At 38.6% G+C, this 17,133-nt stretch carries 12 protein-coding genes and 1 tRNA gene; 10 read left to right on the top strand and 3 right to left on the bottom strand.

Going from position 1 to position 17,133, the window contains the following annotated elements; genetic code table 11:
* Positions 1-26: 26 nt before the first annotated feature.
* From C3K47_RS13165 to C3K47_RS13140, 6 genes are all read left to right on the top strand, one after another.
* Positions 27-890: a hypothetical protein gene (locus C3K47_RS13165; RefSeq protein ID WP_449441364.1), complete on the top strand. Its 864-nt coding sequence runs from the start codon at positions 27-29 to the stop codon at positions 888-890.
* The gene (locus C3K47_RS13160; protein WP_103789600.1) at positions 877-1,545 is read left to right on the top strand and encodes a SprB repeat-containing protein; all 669 of its coding nucleotides are present in this window, start codon (positions 877-879) and stop codon (positions 1,543-1,545) included. The genes C3K47_RS13165 and C3K47_RS13160 overlap by 14 nt, the downstream gene beginning before the upstream one ends.
* A complete protein-coding gene (locus C3K47_RS13155) occupies positions 1,508-3,898 on the top strand; it encodes an Ig-like domain-containing protein (RefSeq protein WP_103789599.1) in 2,391 nt (796 codons plus the stop codon). Before C3K47_RS13160 ends, C3K47_RS13155 begins: the two co-directional genes overlap by 38 nt.
* 135 nt (positions 3,899-4,033) lie before the next feature.
* On the top strand, positions 4,034-5,956 hold the full coding sequence (locus tag C3K47_RS13150) for a right-handed parallel beta-helix repeat-containing protein (RefSeq protein WP_103789598.1): 1,923 nt from the start codon (positions 4,034-4,036) through the stop codon (positions 5,954-5,956).
* 113 nt (positions 5,957-6,069) lie between these two features.
* The gene (locus C3K47_RS13145; RefSeq protein WP_103789624.1) at positions 6,070-8,361 is read left to right on the top strand and encodes a patatin-like phospholipase family protein; all 2,292 of its coding nucleotides are present in this window, start codon (positions 6,070-6,072) and stop codon (positions 8,359-8,361) included.
* The gene (locus tag C3K47_RS13140) at positions 8,358-8,888 is read left to right on the top strand and encodes a hypothetical protein (protein ID WP_103789597.1); all 531 of its coding nucleotides are present in this window, start codon (positions 8,358-8,360) and stop codon (positions 8,886-8,888) included. Before C3K47_RS13145 ends, C3K47_RS13140 begins: the two co-directional genes overlap by 4 nt.
* Here the strand turns inward: C3K47_RS13140 and tamL are convergent.
* The gene (gene tamL, locus C3K47_RS13135) at positions 8,885-11,251 is read right to left on the bottom strand and encodes a translocation and assembly module lipoprotein TamL (RefSeq protein ID WP_103789596.1); all 2,367 of its coding nucleotides are present in this window, start codon (positions 11,249-11,251) and stop codon (positions 8,885-8,887) included. The genes C3K47_RS13140 and tamL overlap by 4 nt on opposite strands.
* Between tamL and C3K47_RS13130 the strand changes: the two genes are divergently transcribed.
* The 3 genes from C3K47_RS13130 to C3K47_RS13120 all read left to right on the top strand — a co-directional run bounded on the left by C3K47_RS13130 (position 11,242) and on the right by C3K47_RS13120 (position 12,480).
* Positions 11,242-12,003: a TrmH family RNA methyltransferase gene (locus C3K47_RS13130; RefSeq protein WP_103789595.1), complete on the top strand. Its 762-nt coding sequence runs from the start codon at positions 11,242-11,244 to the stop codon at positions 12,001-12,003. The genes tamL and C3K47_RS13130 overlap by 10 nt on opposite strands.
* 135 nt (positions 12,004-12,138) lie before the next feature.
* Positions 12,139-12,209, top strand: a tRNA-Cys gene (locus C3K47_RS13125).
* Positions 12,210-12,300: 91 nt separating this feature from the next.
* The gene (locus C3K47_RS13120) at positions 12,301-12,480 is read left to right on the top strand and encodes a spore protein (RefSeq protein WP_103789594.1); all 180 of its coding nucleotides are present in this window, start codon (positions 12,301-12,303) and stop codon (positions 12,478-12,480) included.
* 446 nt (positions 12,481-12,926) lie between these two features.
* On the opposite strand, the gene C3K47_RS13115 is transcribed toward C3K47_RS13120, so the two are convergent.
* Positions 12,927-13,958 (bottom strand): quinone-dependent dihydroorotate dehydrogenase, encoded by a 1,032-nt coding sequence (locus C3K47_RS13115; RefSeq protein ID WP_103789593.1) that lies wholly within the window; start codon positions 13,956-13,958, stop codon positions 12,927-12,929.
* A gap of 169 nt (positions 13,959-14,127) precedes the next feature.
* On the opposite strand from C3K47_RS13115, the gene abc-f reads away from it, so the two are divergent.
* A complete protein-coding gene (abc-f, locus tag C3K47_RS13110) occupies positions 14,128-16,050 on the top strand; it encodes a ribosomal protection-like ABC-F family protein (protein ID WP_103789592.1) in 1,923 nt (640 codons plus the stop codon).
* A 377-nt stretch (positions 16,051-16,427) separates the two neighbouring features.
* Here the strand turns inward: abc-f and C3K47_RS13105 are convergent, their stop codons facing one another.
* A complete protein-coding gene (locus C3K47_RS13105; protein ID WP_103789591.1) occupies positions 16,428-16,997 on the bottom strand; it encodes a Crp/Fnr family transcriptional regulator in 570 nt (189 codons plus the stop codon).
* Between the last annotated feature and the right edge of the window lie 136 nt (positions 16,998-17,133).

Raw genomic sequence — 17,133 nt, 5'->3', positions numbered from 1 at the left:
TTGCTTCCGGAAATTATACGCTGACTGTGACCGACGCCAATAATTGCGTGCAAAGTATTACGGTGAACCTGAATGATCAAAACGGTCCTGCTGTTACGGTGGATAATCAAACGAACGCGAGCTGTAATGGCGCATCGGATGGAGCGATCAATGTAACCATAACGGGCGGAACGGCACCTTTCTCTTACAGCTGGTCGAGCGGACAGGCGACTGAGGACTTAGCAACACTTGGTGCAGGAACGTATACGTTGTCGGTGACCGATGCTAATAACTGTCAGGCCACGGCCAGTGTAACACTAACTGAGCCTCAAGTGATCAGCCTTTCAGAAACTCATACTGATCCTAGCTGTAACCTGGCAACAGGTACAATTGATGTATCGGTTACAGGTGGTACAGCACCATATTCTTATAGCTGGTCAAGTGGAGAAGCCACCGAAGACCTTTCGGCTATTGCTTCTGGGGCGTATACCTTGACTGTGACCGATGCCAATAATTGCTCGCAGTCAATTACGATCAACCTGAATGATCAAAACGGTCCAACGGTTTCGGTGGATAACCAAACGAACGCAAGCTGTAACGGGGCAGCGGATGGGGTGATCAATGTAACCATAACGGGTGGCACAGCTCCTTATTCGTATAGCTGGTCGAGCGGTCAGGCGATAGAAGATTTAACTGGACTTTCTCAGGGAGCCTACACCTTAACAGTGACCGATGCGAACAACTGTCAAGCCACAGCCAGTGTGACACTTACCGAGCNCGGCACCTTTCTCTTACAGCTGGTCGAGCGGACAGGCAACCGAGGACTTAGCAACATTAGCTGCCGGAACGTACACCTTAACGGTAACCGATGCGAACAACTGTCAGGCCACAGCCAGTGTGGCACTAACTGAGCCTCAGGTGATCAGTCTTTCAGAAACTCATACTGATCCGGCTTGTAACCTGGCAACAGGCACAATTGATGTATCGGTTACTGGGGGCACGGCACCATATTCTTACAGCTGGTCAAGTGGTGAAACTATCGAAGATCTTGCAGGCAAAGCCTCCGGCTCGTATATCTTGACCGTGACCGATGCCAATAACTGCGTGCAAAGTATTACTGTGAACCTGAATGATCAGAACGGTCCAATCGTTACGGTGGATAATCAAACCANCACCGAAGACCTTTCGGCTATTGCTTCTGGAAATTATACACTGACTGTGACCGATGCGAATAACTGCGTACAAAGTATTACGGTGAACCTGAATGATCAAAACGGTCCTTCTATTACGGTGGACAACCAAACGAATGTCAGCTGTAATGGCGCTTCGGATGGAGCGATCAATGTAACAATCAGTGGTGGCACAGCACCTTTCTCTTATAGTTGGTCGAGCGGACAAGCAACAGAAGACCTAACTGGACTTTCTCAGGGAACCTACACCTTAACGGTAACGGATGCTAACAACTGCCAGGCAATGGCCAGTGTGACACTTACCGAGCCTTTAGCACTGGTACTTTCAGAAGCCCATAATGATCCGACATGTAACCTCTTNTGTGAACCTGAATGATCAGAACGGTCCAATCGTTACGGTGGATAATCAAACCAACGTCAGCTGTAATGGCGCTTCGGATGGCGCGATCAATGTAACCATAACAGGCGGAGCAGCTCCATATACGTATAGTTGGTCGAGTGGACAATCATCCGAAGATATAAATAATATACCTGGAGGAAATTACACCTTAACAGTAACTGATATCAATGGATGTAAGGCTACTGCTGATGTGATAATTACTCAGCCAGAGATTCTTAGTGTTTCAGAAATACATACAAATTCAATCTGTACCCAAGACAATGGTACCATCAATATTTCGGTTGTGGGAGGTACTGAGCCGTATGTTTACAGCTGGTCGAACGGACAAACAACCGAAGATCTGAGCAATCTTTCGCTGGGTACCTATACCATTAATGTAACTGATGCTCATAATTGCTCGGCAGATCTAACAATAACTATAATTGATGAAAATGGGCCTGAGATTACTGTCGTTAAAAATGATGTAAGCTGTAATGGCAAATCGGATGGTTTAATTACTGTTAATGTTACTGGCGGTAAAGCGCCGATTGAGTATTCAATAGACGGAGGTTCATTTAAAACCGCCAATATTTTCGATAACCTTGTTGCAGGCACCTACAATTTATTGGTCAGAGATGCTAATGGTTGCCAGGCTCAAATATCCACCCAAATAATTCAGCCTGAAATAATAACTATTTCATCTGTTACAACTGCTGCCGGTTGTAATGGCGAAAGTAAAGGAGCTGCGATTATAGATGCTATTGGAGGATCTGGCTCTTATGTATTTGGTTGGACTGGGCCAAACGGATTTACAGCTTCAACAAAAGATATTTCGAATGTTAAGGCGGGCAATTATACTTTGAAAATAACGGATGCAGGAAAATGTGAATATTCATTTGATATTACGATTGTTGAATCAGAATCGTTTCAGGTTAATGCCAGCATAACGGATGCGGCTTGTAATGGAGCTGCCACCGGAGCAATATTTTTAACAGTTTCAGGAGGAAAAAGCCCGTATAGCTATAAATGGTCGGATGGAACAAGTGCTTCTAATTTGCAAAATCTTGCGCCAGGCTCATACTCAGTTATTGTTTCCGATGCAAACGGTTGTGAATCGACAATGGATGCTGTTGTGAGTATAAATAAAATTTATCCAATAGCAACAAATGATCAGTACTCGGGCTTGGAAAACAATCCTATTACTGGAAATGTAATCGTTAACGATTTTGATACTGATGGTCAGATAGTAAGCGTGGATCTTATATCAAATCCACAGAATGGGACATTAACGATCGATAAAACGGGGGCATTTCAATATAAACCGAATACCAATTTTAATGGTACCGAAACATTCAGTTATTATGTGACCGATGATTGTGGATTACGGGATACGGCCATCGTAGACATAAACATTAAGCACACAAATCATGCTCCTATAGCGGTCAATGATACTTACTCGACAGAAAAAAATGAGACTTTAATTGTTCCGGCCTCTAAAGGCACCGTAATAAATGATTTCGATGAAGATAAAGATCAGTTATCTGCCACTTTAGTTAGTCAAACGCAGCATGGTTCATTGATATTTAATGCCGATGGATCATTCACTTATACACCGGATAAAGATTTTGTGGGAACAGATACCTTTACCTATACGGTAAGTGATGGGGCCTTGACCAGTAATGTGGCAACAGTAGTAATTAATGTGTTAGAAGTGAAGGTTGTTACTATGGATCTGGCAATCAAGAAAACTGCCGAAAGCAAGGAAGTTGTTGTGGATGATATATTTTCTTACACCATAGTTGCCAGCAATTTATCAACGGCTACGGTCAGCAGTATTTTGGTAAAAGATATTATTCCTGAAGGGCTGGATTATGTAGATGCATCGTCGTTAAGTGGAGTTATTACTTATGATGCCGCCGAAAGAAGGTTAGAGTGGACAATTGATAGTTTAAAAGCTGGCGAACAGCTAACCTTAAACTTAAGGGTGCGGGTGAAGGAAGTTGGTACATTTACAAATGTGGCTACCATTACCGCTCCGGGCGAGGATAAGAATTTGAGCAATAACGTTTCTTCGGCGCGTAAGACAGTTTTGGGCTTTATTATTCCAAATGCATTTTCACCTAATAACGACGGTATCAATGATTTCTTTGTCATAAAAGGAATTGAAACTATGGATAGTGAACTAACAATCTTCAATCGTTATGGAATAGAAATAATCAGAAAACGGAATTACCAGAATGACTGGGATGGATCATCGCTTCCTTCTTCAACCTATTATTACGTATTAAGCATTAGGGATGAAAATAATAAAATTGAAAAGTTTGCAGGTGCTGTAACCATCGTTAGGTAAGTACTTACATTTAAGAGGCACTTTTAATGGTTTTAAAAAAGAAAATTTTTGGGTAAATTTAATAGAGCACTTCACCTCTGTATTAAGCTTTAAACCACTCAAGAATTTTCTTTTAACTATTAAAAACCAATTCAAATGAACTCACCTATACCTACTCCTCAAGAGTATCAAATGAAATTAAATGAGCTGGGAATTTATCCTCCTAAGCAACAACCTGATAATCCAAAGGAGTCAATTCCAAATTATGGTGTGCGTCCGGAGCAGTTTGGCGCGGTTGGAAACGGGCAAACAAATGACACCCAGGCAATACTCGATGCTATTAGTCTTGCCAAATCAATAAAGGAACCAGTGATTTTTTCCGGAGGCAAAACTTACAAATTTCTTCCAAGTTCAGTAGTTGATATAACCGGTATTCCTGAATTTATTGGTTATGCTACTATTGATTGTACAGGAGTAAATACAGGTTCTGTTAAAGCGCTGTTTCAAATTAAAGGAACCGCTCAAACGATTGCAACAGGAATTAGAATAACAGCTTTAACCCTCAGCGTAAATATTGGCTCAGGAAAAGACCTTAAAACTTCTGACTTTATTTATGTGACCTCTAATGAGATAAATGATAACCCTGACAGACCTAATTATTTGAGAGGCATGCTCGTTCAGGTTAAGTCATATGACAAGGCTACTGGTATTTTAGTGCCTTTTGAAGCCTTCCGAACATCTATCGTTTCAGCCACTCTGCAAAAGGCAACTTATATGCCTTCTTTTAAATGCGATAAAAATCTTACTTACCGAACTACTGAAAATGCTTTTATGGATTGCTATAAGGTTGATATGGCAAACGTAGAAATACATGGTGATTATTACAATTTTGGCGATGCGACTTTGTATATAGGCTATTCACTGGCTCGTATTACAGCTAATATCTTCAATCCCTTTGCATCGGGTCAAAACACCAATTATGGAATTGTTATAGTGGACCTTTCAAAGGTGATTATAGATAATTGTTATGTTGTAGGAGGGCGGCATGCTGTTGCCGGAGGCGGCACCTATCCCTGTGATTACGAAATCAGCGGTGGCGCTTTTGTTGTGTATAATAATAGTGGTTGTATTGATGCTCACGGTAATGTTTGGTCGATCAAATGTTCTGATTGTATTATCTACGAAGGGGTAGTGGTAGCAGCTAACTATGCCTATTTTTCAAATTGTAATATTCTTTTTGATCAGGGCGAAGGTTTTACTATTGCCAGCATCACTTTACTTGATCGTAGCTGGGGGCACTATGATATTATTGATTGCTCAATCACAAGTGTCGGGCCAACTTCAATGGGTGCTTTTAATTGTAAGGTTTCATCACTCACCAGATTATATATTAGTAATTTACGTGTTAAAACTGACCATAACAGCACAAACTATCCTTTCAAAATAACAGCCGATATTGATGATCTTGAGATTAATGGTTTAAATTGTTATGTGCAGAATGCACCGTCAGGTGTTGTTAACCTTATAAATGTTTATGCAGCTCACACTGTTTGTAACAGGTTAGTAGCTTCCGGTTGCGAATTTAGGTTTATATCCAAAAATAGTGATGTTATACTACTTGTAGAAAATTGCCGGTTTTCGGGATCACCCACCTATGGTGTTTATTTCGATTCCTTCAGGCTTGTAGAGGTAATTAATTCGTTTATGACTTTGAATGGATCTTCAGGAGCATACATTCTAAATTGTGTGACCGCAATTGTTAGAGGCACAGTTATGAGAAATAATGCTAATACTGTTTCCAATACAGCCAATAAAACAGGGGCGTTTATAAATGGACAAACAGACGTGGTAATCCAAAATAACATGTTTCAAACAACCAATAGCCCATCTCCTAATGTGGGGCAATGTTTTGGCGTTTACTGCAATAACACTAAGTCGTATATATTACAAGGCAACGATGCCCGCGGATGTAAAGGCGGAAGTGGTTCATTGGCCAATTCCTTTATTATGGCCGGAACGAGAATTTCGCAATTGGGCAATGTTGGTGAGTATCCTATTCCTGATTTTATAAAGACCTGATATGTTTCGTTTTTTAATATAAATAGAATTACAAAGGCCGGTTTATTCGGCCTTTTTGTTGATATTCATATTTTGTAACATTGGCAAATAACATTTTAGAGCGTTACTTTTTAATGAAGCATTACCTTTTTCTTTTTTTATTTTTCATCAGTTCAACTGTTTTTGGCCAAAAAGTGGGCTTGGTTTTAAGTGGAGGTGGGGCAAAAGGCCTGGCCCATATAGGTTTACTTAAGGCTTTGGAAGAAAATAATATTCCGATTGATTATGTGGCGGGAACCTCAATGGGGGGAATTGTGGCCGCCATGTATGCCGCCGGTTACTCTCCCTCACAAATTGAATATGTCGCCACCAGTCCTGATTTTCAAAACTGGGTAAATGGACGATTAAAAAGTGATTACAAGCTTTTCTATCAAAATAAACCTGATAACCCCTCATTCATTACCGCACGGATCGCGGTTGATACCGCGTTTCAGGTTAAATTACAGGCCAATCTGATCAATGATGTTCCATTAAACTTTGCCTTGTTAGAATTGTTGTCGCAGGCATCGGCAAGTGCTAAATATGATTTCGATAGTTTGTTTGTTCCCTTCAGGTGCGTGGTCTCCGATATCCTTTCGCAGGAACCGATCATTTTGAAAAAGGGTAATCTGACTGATGCGGTAAGAGGAACCATGAGTGTTCCATTTGTTTATCGACCGATAAAAATTGATAATAAATATGTTTTTGATGGAGGTGTTTACAACAACTTTCCGGTTAATGTGGTTAAGGAAGATTTTAATCCCGATGTTTTAATTGGCTGTAATGTTTCTTCAAAAGTTTATAATGATTATCCGAAGGAAATTGATGAGCGGTTGATGTCGAGATTTGCCGTTTTTTTGTTTTTGTCTAAGTCCGACTCTACCCAACTAGGGCAGAACGGGGTTTATATTCAGCCCGATCTTAAAGAATTCAGTGTAACCAATTTTGAGCCTGTTGCGGCCCTGATTCAGCGTGGTTATGAGGCGGCGATGAAAAACATGCCGACAATAAAAGCCCGAATCTCCAACCGGACTACTGCTGATGGCCTTGAAGCCAGAAGAGCTGCCTTTCGTAAGAAAAATAAGATCTCCTTTATTCAGGATGTGGTAATCTCAGGGGTAAATAGTAAACAACGATCGTATATTAAAGATGTTTTGGGCAAGAGCGCGAAAGAGTTGAGTATGTCTGATCTGAAAAAAGGGTATTATAAATTGATGGCTGATGATATTTTCGAAACTGTTTATCCGCGCATTGAATACGATTCAACAAAAAAAGCCTATGACTTTCATTTGGGTATTAAACCCGATCGGAATTTTAAAATTGATTTCGGAGGTAACCTGGCTACACGACCAATCAGCAATATCTTTTTAGGCCTTCAGTATAATTTTGTAAACCGTGAAGCATATACGCTTTGTGCCAATTTCTATTCGGGCAGGTTTTACGAATCTATGCAATTGGGTTCACGAATTGATATTGGAGGGCATTTTCCATCATTTGTTGAATTGGATTACACCTATAACCATTGGAACTATTTCAGAACTTCAGAGATCTTTGTTGAAGACTTAAATACAGTTCCACTGGATCAGTCGGACAAAAAGCTGGCACTGCGAGTAGGTTTTCCATATAAAGGAAATACCCGGTTGGTTTTTGAAGGTGCCCTTTTTAGAAATTTTGATAAATTCAGTCCAACCGAAAATTTTTCTACTACCGATATTTTGGATCAAACCAAGTTTGAAGGACAAAAATATTCGTTTACGATTGAGCGAAAAACCTTTAACCGCAAGCAATATCCAACACAGGGTTCATGGACCTACTTATCCGTTGGCTATGTCAATGGTTCGGAAGATTTTAGTCCAGGTTCGGTTTCAACGGTACCGACTGTAAATAACAAATTTCAAGAATGGCTATTTATGCGGGCAATCTCCGAGCGGTATTTCAAAATAAGTAAACGTTATACGTTAGGATATGCTTTGGAGGGGCTTTTATCCAATCAATCCACTTTAACTACTTACAGAGGTTCACTGATTGAACAACCAGTTGCTTATCCTATCCAAGATTCAAGGTCCTTGTTTTTAACCAATTTCCGGTCCTATAATTATATCAATACGGGCATAAGAAACGTCTTTACCTTTCGCCGAAATCTAGATTTCAGAGTAGAGGCTTATGGTTTTATTCCCTTTGATCAGCTGCAGGAAAAGAATAATCAGCAGGCATTTATAACTGATCCAAGCCAGTATTTTCGATTGGCAGCCACCGCGGGTGCGGTGTATCGCAGCTTCATCGGACCTATTGGTTTAAGTGTAAATTATTATGACGATCCCCAAAAAAGATGGGGAGTTCTGTTACATTTGGGCTTTCTGTTATACAATAAAAAATCACTTGAATGAGATTATTGGCAATTACCTGCACCCTTTTTTTGTTAACCATTACCACCAGTTTTGTTTCGGCACAATCGAAAGAACAAGAAAAAATTGAAGATTTTAAGCTTGTAGAAGAAAATGGTAAGCTGAAAATTAAGGCTTTGGAAGAATCGGATGAGCAACAGGTGAATGAAAAAGTGAATGGTGAATATATCTTCGGAATAAACGGAATGGATGTGGCTTTAGAATTCAGAAGGGGAGAAGCTAACCTCAGTCAACAGTTTTCGGGTTCAACATTTGTATATTTTAGTCCGAAACACCAACCGGTAAGTTCAGTAAAACTCTATTACCTTCAGGAAATAAGCGATTATTATGGGCCCTTTAAAATTCCTATTTCGTTATTGCTCATAATTCCATTGATCTTTATTATCATAGGTTATTTTGTGAGAAAGCTGATTTTTCTTTTTATCGGGATATTGGTTGCTTTCTTTCTGTTTAACAAAGGCCTTGATATCGGCAATTATTTCGCAGTGCTATGGAGTTGGTTAACTTAAAAAGGGTAACCAATTCCGATGTTATAGTTCATAAACCTAAAGCTTGGGTATTGATCCTTGAAACGTTTATCAAAGATCTTATCAATTACCCAACGATCATTCTTGAATTGCGGGTCATGAAGTTTTAGGCCTGCGTCAACCCTAAATATTAAGAAACTCATATCTAAACGAAGTCCTAAGCCTGTTCCTACGGCCAGTTCTTTATAGAAACTATTAAAACGGAATCTTCCTTGCGGATACAGCTCGTCAAAATAACTGGTGATATTCCAAACGTTTCCTGCTTCCAGGAACGTGGCTCCATTTAGTTTGAAACCAAATAAGTTATTGGTAATGTTAAACCGGTACTCCACATTGGCCTCAATTTTCATCTCGCCTATTTGTTCCAGCTGTATAGCCACACTGTCGATAAAATTGTTGGGCTTAATATCATTTCTAGGAAAAGCCCCAGGTCCGACCTGTCGAGCTCTCCAGCCTCTTAAGCTGTTTGCACCTCCTAAACCATAAAGTTTTCCGTAGGGCATTGTTGGCGTATTGCCGTAGGCAAAACCTGTTGCAATATTAAACCGTGTAACAAGTTGGCGCTTATTAATTAGTTTATAATTACGTATTTCAAGCTCCGGACGGGCATATTGGTAAAATGGGCGACCCAATGTTTGATATTGGCCCTGTTTATTCTTTTTCGCATTGAAAGCCTCATAACCTAAATATAAAAGGTTGCCTGCCAAATCAAGGCTTCCTTTGAAGTAGGTGAAATTCCCTCCAAAACGTAAACGATAATCATTCAGTAAAAAAGTGTACTGGCTGCTTAGTGAAAAGTAAGACTCGTAACGGCTTAGGGCGGCCCTGTTGCCTGATAGAATATATGCTGCAGCAACAGCACTGTCAAGTGTTGAGTTTACAAGCGATACATTGATAGGCGTGTAATAATGGCTTTTTTGTAAAGTTTCTTTCCACTCATATTGTATGTTTGTGTAGGTATTACCGGTGGTAAATAAATCTTGCCTGCCCTCGAAGGTAAAACCAAGGGTAACCTTTGTTTTAGGAAGAGAGTATTTACTGATATTGATGTTAAAAGGAGCCAGCAAGCGCGGAAATAAAATACTGGCGCTGGTTTCGAATGTTTTTTCGCGTATTGCCGGCTGAGGAACCCCGTTGAAATTGGTGGGCTGAAACTCCAAACCACCTTTTATCCGGTATTCAAAGATCTCCCCACCGCCAAAAAAGTTCTTATTTAAATAGGAAATTCCGGCGTTTCCTCCTAAATAGCTACCACTTAATGTAATTTCTCCTTCTACCGTTGCCGACTTTTTCTTAGCCGGTATCAATTCTATATAGGTGTCCAGTTTTGAACTATCTCCTTCAACGGGCCTAAACTCCGGATTGATAAACTTGAATACGTTCAAATCGCCAAGACGTGTATACGTTTTTAAAAAGTCTTCACTGTTGTATAAGGTTCCTTTCTTAAAAAAGATCAGGTCCGAAAATCTTTTAGGTTTAAAACGGCCCTCTTTGTCAAGGAAATAGAGATCTTCACGAGCTTTTAAGGTATCGGCTTTTATTTCCCTTCTTCGTACCCCTGGAGTAATAGTTACATAGGTGTCGTTCATGGTGAACACCTGGTGATGATCTTTTCCTTTTGGGTTATTGATATTAGTTATAATATCAGTTTGATGGCTTTCTTTTCCAGTTTGAATTCGCAAGCTGTCATTAAAGAGGGTATCTGCTTTAAACCTTACGTATGATTTTTCAAAATCTTTATAGCCGTTCTTTTTAAATAAATTGTTGGCACTATTCACTTCACGTTCAAGCAAATAGTAATCGTAATATTTGCCCGAATCAATAGGCGTTTTGTAATTCTTTAGGTAAAGGGAATTTAATGCGGTATCAGGTATGTTAACCTTAAATTTTCTTATTGTAAACCTGGGGCCCTCATTAGCTTCATAAACCAGTTTTATCTTTTTTTTGCCCAGGGAATCAATTTTAACACTTACCTTATTGTTGAAATAACCCCTGTTTTGCAAATATCTACTCATCTTTTGTGCTGCCTGTATGGCTTTTGCGCTATCGAAGATGGCAGGGGGCTGACCAATGTTTTTTGGTTTGGTTTTGTATTGACCATTTTTAGTGTTGAAAGTATTGTAAAGCCCTAATCCCATTTTTTGTCCCAGGATCTTTGAGTTTGCCTTAGGGATAAATGATTTAGCATCTTCTTCCAGAGCTTTGTCAACACCTTTTACTTCAACCTTATCAATTAATGATTCATTCTGTTTTAAATAGCGAGAAGGTTTACATCCCAGAACAATTACCGGGATTAAAAATATAAGTATAGTTTTGTTTAAATTTTTCGATGTAAATGATTTCAAAGTCGCAATTGAGTTTTATTAAATCACTTCATAATAAAAAATACCGCGATGAACACGGTGTATTTATTGTTGAAGGCGTTAAAATGGTGAATGAACTGCTAGATTCCTCTTATCGTATTCAATCTGTTTTTTCGACTGAAAATTATTTAAAAAACCTCACAAATATAACTCAGGCGGGTAAAAAAATCGAGGTTAATTTAGTTTCGGAAGCTGAATTGCAAAAGATAAGCTGTTTACACACTCCAAATGAGGTTTTAGCGCTGGTTGAAGTGCCAAATGATTTTAAGGCTAATACATGGAATGCCGTTGATATTGCAGGGAAATGGACTATAATGCTGGATGATGTACAGGATCCGGGCAACTTGGGCACTATTATCCGCATTGCCGATTGGTTTGGTATTAAAACCCTGATTACCTCACTAAATTCGGTAGAAGCCTATAATCCAAAAGTTGTACAATCAACCATGGGTTCCATTTTTCGGGTAAATGTATTAAGAGTTGATATTGAAGAGGTGCTTTCGGGTATTCAGGTTCCGGTTTACGGGGCGTTGCTAGAAGGGGAGAATCTCTACAATGCCGAATTTAATGAGCCGGGAATTATTCTGATGGGTAATGAATCAAAAGGAATTTCCGATCGTATAAAAAAATACATTACCTCACCCTTGTCAATTCCGGCGTATGGCAAAGCCGAGTCGCTGAATGTTGGAATAGCAACGTCTATTTTTTGTTCTGAAATGCGCCGGCGACAATAAAATTATGGGTATTTCTTAATCAGTATAAAACTTAAAATAAAATAGTAGTTTGATAATCAATGAGACAGAAAATATTTGAAAACAGCTCTTGTCAAACAAATTTTAATTCTTAAATTTGCAACCTCGTTGAAATAAGGTCGGATGGCCGAGTGGCTAGGCAGAGGTCTGCAAAACCTCGTACAGCGGTTCGAATCCGCTTCCGACCTCAACTTGTTAATCGATGTGGTGAATTGTTAATTTAATAGAAGTAAACCGCGATTAACATTAACTATTAACAATATTAACTTCAGGGAAATCATGGCAGTTACAAGATTAAAAAGAAAAGACAGAAAGAATAAAACTGTTTCGCGTTTAGAGGTTCAACATTTGAAATTAGCTACTAACATTGAGTTAGGTAGCCGTTCATTAGAAAAAGCGACTAGTCAGGTTGTTAAAAACCGTAATATCATCGCTGAGCTAGAAAAAGCTGCGAAATAATTTCTGCTTTAAAATGATACTTTGAATCCCGGTCAGTTTTTGATCGGGATTTTTTGTTTTACAACCACAGGGTCATACAGTGTTACACAAAGTGTTATTTTCTCTGAGAAACTCTGTGCTACTCCGTGGTTGAATTATTAAAATTAAAAAAGGAGCAATGTGATTTCTGCTCCATAACAATACTTTGAATCTCGGTCAGTTTTTGATCGGGATTTTTTGTTTGAATTATATTGTCAAATTGCTGTATTGTTAAAATTGTTTAAATGTTACCCCAACAATGAAACAATAAAGCCTTGAAAAAAATAGCCACAGAGTCACACTGTGTTACACAAAGTATTATTTTCTCTGAGCAACTCTGTGTTACTCCGTGGTTTTAATTACTGTTAAAATCGTTTCATTGTTAGGTTTAACAATCCAACAATAGAACAATTTATCAATTAAACAATTTATAACCCTTGTTCCAAAATCTTCTGATTGATCTCCCTCACCAGTCCCGGACCTTTGTAAATAAAACCGGTATAGATTTGAACCAGGGAAGCTCCGGCTTTTAATTTTTCAATAGCATCATCGCCACTGTGAATACCTCCAACACCAACAATAGGGAACGATTTATTCGACTTTTGCGACAGATAACGAATAACTTCCGTTGAGCGATCTTTCACCGGTATGCCGCTTAATCCACCCATTTGCTTTACCAGTTCTGGGTTTGATTGTAAACCATCGCGTGAAATAGTGGTGTTGGTAGCAATTACACCTGCAATTTTCGTATCCTGGACAATCTCAATAATATCGTCAAGTTGTTCATTGGTTAAATCAGGAGCGATTTTTAATAAAATAGGTTTTGATTTAACTTTTGCCTGGTTAAGCTGCTGTAAGCGGAAAAGTAGTTTTTTCAATGGTTCTTTATCTTGTAAATCGCGCAAACCAGGGGTGTTTGGCGAACTTACGTTAACCACGAAATAATCAACATAATCAAAAAGCTTTTCAAAGCATTTTACAAAATCTTCATCAGCTACTTCATTAGGTGTAACCTTGTTTTTGCCAATGTTTCCACCAATAATTAACGAACTGTTTTTACGGTTTTTTAATCGGATAACCATTTCGTCAACACCTTCGTTATTGAATCCCATTCGATTGATCAGCGCTTCATCATCAACCAAACGAAACATACGAGGTTTATCATTTCCTGGTTGACCCACCGGCGTAATGGTTCCCACCTCAATAAAGCCAAAACCAAAATTGTTGAGCTCTTCAAACAATTTGGCATCCTTATCAAATCCGGCAGCTAAACCAACCGGGTTCTTAAACTTGATCCCAAATACTTCACGTTCCAGCTTTTTGTTTTCTAAACAATAAATTCCCCTGATAACTGAGGATACTCCTGGAATTTTGTTAACAGTTTTGATCCAGTTAAATACCTTATGATGAATTACTTCCGGATCATATTTAAAGAAAATAGGCTTAATTAGATTATACATGGCGCAAATATACATGATTGAGCGAGAGATTAACAGAATGATTGAAGGAGAGAATGAGAGAATGATTGAATGAGAGAATGATAGAATAAGCATATAATTGATTAAGATTTTTAAACTCAATTTTTCAAATTGCCTCATTTTCAAATTGTATAGCCCTATCTTTGCGCCAATGATTGCACTGAACGACATTACGTTTGAATTTGGAGCCCGAGCACTGTATGATGAGGCTAGCTGGCATATTAAACCGGGAGAGAAAATTGGATTGATTGGTGCCAATGGAACTGGTAAAACTACTTTGTTAAAATTACTGGTAGGGGATTACAAACCAACAAGTGGAACTTTATCTAAGTCTAAAGACCTTAAAATAGGTTATCTGAACCAGGACCTGCTTTCAGTTCACTCTGACTTTAGCATTTTGCACGTGGCAATGGAGGCTTTTGAGCGCCAAAACCAGTTACATGATGAAATTGAGATTTTACTTAAAAAGCTCGAAACCAATTATTCTGATGATCTACTTCATAAATTAAGTGATAAGCAGCACGAGTTTGAAAACCTCGATGGCTATAATATTCAGTATAAAGCCGAGCAGATCTTAGCCGGTTTAGGTTTCAGTGCTGAAGATTCAATTCGTCCATTAAAAGAGTTCTCAGGAGGGTGGCGCATGCGTGTAATGCTGGCAAAGATTCTTCTGCAACAACCTGATCTGTTATTACTCGATGAGCCTACCAACCACATGGACTTACCTTCCATTAAATGGTTAGAGAATTATTTGACAAGTTTTGAAGGCGCTTATATCATTGTCTCTCACGATCGATATTTCCTTGATCGAACTGTTCAAAAAATTGTAGAATCAAAAGGCGGACAGCTGATTCAATATGCTGGTAACTACAGCTTCTATCTTGAAGAAAAAGCGCTACGTGAAGAAATTCAACGTGGTCAGTTCAAAAATCAACAACAAAAAATAAAGGAGGAGGAACGTTTAATTGAACGTTTTCGTGCTAAAGCATCTAAAGCAAAAATGGCTCAATCACGCATTAAAGCTTTGGACAAGATGGAACGTGTTTCGGATGTTGACGATGATAATCCATCAGTTTCTTTCCGTTTCAGCTTTTCGCGTCCTTCCGGCCGTAGTGTTGTGCAGTTGAGAAATATATCAAAAGCATATCCAGGACTTGAGTTGCTCAAGAATACCAACGGTGATATTGAAAAAGGCGATAAAATTGCATTGATAGGTGCCAATGGTAAAGGAAAATCAACCTTGTTACGTCTTGTGGCAGGAACCGATAAAGCTGAAGGTGAAATTAATAGGGGCCATAACGTTTTCCAGTCATTCTTTGCGCAGCACCAATTAGAGTCGTTGCATTTAGAAAATACCATTTTAGCAGAATTACAGGCCTTTGCTCCAACGCGTACCGATACGGAATTACGCTCATTATTAGGTTGTTTCTTATTCACCGGTGATGATGTATTTAAAAAGATCAAGGTATTGTCGGGAGGGGAAAAGTCACGGGTAGCATTGGCTAAAACCTTAACCTCTGATGCTAACTTTCTGATTCTGGATGAGCCTACCAACCACCTGGATATTCAGTCGGTCAATATTCTTATTCAAGCGCTACAACAATATGAAGGAACTTTTATATTGGTTTCGCACGATCGTTACCTGATCGAGAATGTGGCCAATAAAATATGGTTCATTGAAAACAAGGAAATAAAGGAATATCCGGGCATTTATCATGAATATGAAGAATGGCAGGAGAAACGATTGAAAGAGCAGTCGAAAGAGTCTCAAGAGCCGAAAAAGCAAGCTGAACAAACAAAGGTGGTGAAACAGGACAATCGTTTGGAGAGCAAAGAGAAATCAAAGGAGCTTAAAAAACTGAATCAGGAACTTGAGCGATTGGAAAACTTAGTGATGGATTTGGAGAGTAAGAAAAAAATCCTTGAAGAAGAAATGGCGAAAGAAGAGGTGTTTTCTGATAGTAAAAAATTAAGTGCCGCCAATACTTCATATGAGGAGGTGAAAGATCAGTTAGTTACTGCACAGGCCGAATGGGAAACGCTGGCTGAAAAAATAATGGAGCTGGAAGCGTAGTTGTTAAAAAGTTTAGTTATAGGTTTCTATATATCAAAAATGCTCTTGATCATTCATCAAGAGCATTTTTTGTAATTCTTCTCCCATAAAAAATCCCTGCTAGCCCAGACCAACAGGGAACCCATCTATAATTACCCGATTACGAGTTATTTTAATTCACTAATGTTTTACAATTGTAATATTCTCGTTCTTTGTATTGCTTTGACGCTGGATCATTTTGGATATTATAAAGGCCACCAAAATCACACACAAAAAAAACGCTGAATACTTGTTCAATACTTTCCGAAGCTGTCTCATACATTTTACCTTGAACAGGTCAAAAGTATGGACAAGCGGAATGGTAATAAATGATTTAAATCATTTATTCAAAAAACACCTTAAATTTTAGCCCGGATACGGCTTAGGGTTTCTGGGGTAATATTTAGATAAGACGCAATAAATTTTAAGGGAGTACGCTGAATCATTTCAGGTTCATGTTCAATCAGGTACCGATATTTCTCTTCAGGTGTGGAGTAATGTAAAATTTTAATGCGACGATAAAGCCGCTGTACGTTCGCCTGGCTTATCAAACGACTGATGCGTTCAATTTCTGGATATTCATTAAGTAATTTGAACCAAGCCTCATAAGATATATAAGTGATTTCAGAAGGCTCAACCGTTTCAATATTAATTTCACTGGGAATTTGTTGAAAGAAGCTTTCTGAATTACCAAAAGGACTGGGCTCATAATTAATCCATAAAGTAACTTCCCGGTCGGCCATATGAAAATATCCTCTTACTAAACCTTTATTCAGATGGAAAATATCTTTTTCAACGCTTCCTTCGCTTAGGAGCGTGCTTTTAGCAGGTAAGGATTTAAATTTAGAAACATTTGATATAGCATCTTGCGCCTCTTTACTCAATGGTTGGAACAAGGATAAATAAGAATCGAATCCAAAAGAAACCATAAATAGAATTAAGTGTATATGAATATACAAAATAGAATTTAAAGGATTTTATCACTTTTTTTTTAACTAATTATTATTAAAAATGCTTTTTAGTTGATAAAAAGGAAACAATATGATAACTAAATAATAAATATTT

This window comes from Solitalea longa (genome assembly GCF_002920915.1).
Classification (GTDB): Bacteria; Bacteroidota; Bacteroidia; order Sphingobacteriales; family Sphingobacteriaceae; genus Solitalea; species Solitalea longa.
Note: the sequence above shows the minus strand (reverse complement) of the source record. Positions and strands in the feature narration are given on the sequence as shown.

Excerpts from the sequence above, each read along its gene's own strand:
- C3K47_RS13150 (WP_103789598.1), top strand. The coding sequence starts at position 4,034 with ATGAACTCACCTATACCTACTCCTCAAGAGTATCAAATGAAATTAAAT.
- C3K47_RS13145 (WP_103789624.1), top strand. The coding sequence starts at position 6,070 with ATGAAGCATTACCTTTTTCTTTTTTTATTTTTCATCAGTTCAACTGTT.
- C3K47_RS13140 (WP_103789597.1), top strand. The coding sequence starts at position 8,358 with ATGAGATTATTGGCAATTACCTGCACCCTTTTTTTGTTAACCATTACC.
- C3K47_RS13130 (WP_103789595.1), top strand. The coding sequence starts at position 11,242 with ATGATTTCAAAGTCGCAATTGAGTTTTATTAAATCACTTCATAATAAA.
- C3K47_RS13120 (WP_103789594.1), top strand. The coding sequence starts at position 12,301 with ATGGCAGTTACAAGATTAAAAAGAAAAGACAGAAAGAATAAAACTGTT.
- C3K47_RS13115 (WP_103789593.1), bottom strand. The coding sequence starts at position 13,958 with ATGTATAATCTAATTAAGCCTATTTTCTTTAAATATGATCCGGAAGTA.
- abc-f (WP_103789592.1), top strand. The coding sequence starts at position 14,128 with ATGATTGCACTGAACGACATTACGTTTGAATTTGGAGCCCGAGCACTG.
- C3K47_RS13105 (WP_103789591.1), bottom strand. The coding sequence starts at position 16,997 with ATGGTTTCTTTTGGATTCGATTCTTATTTATCCTTGTTCCAACCATTG.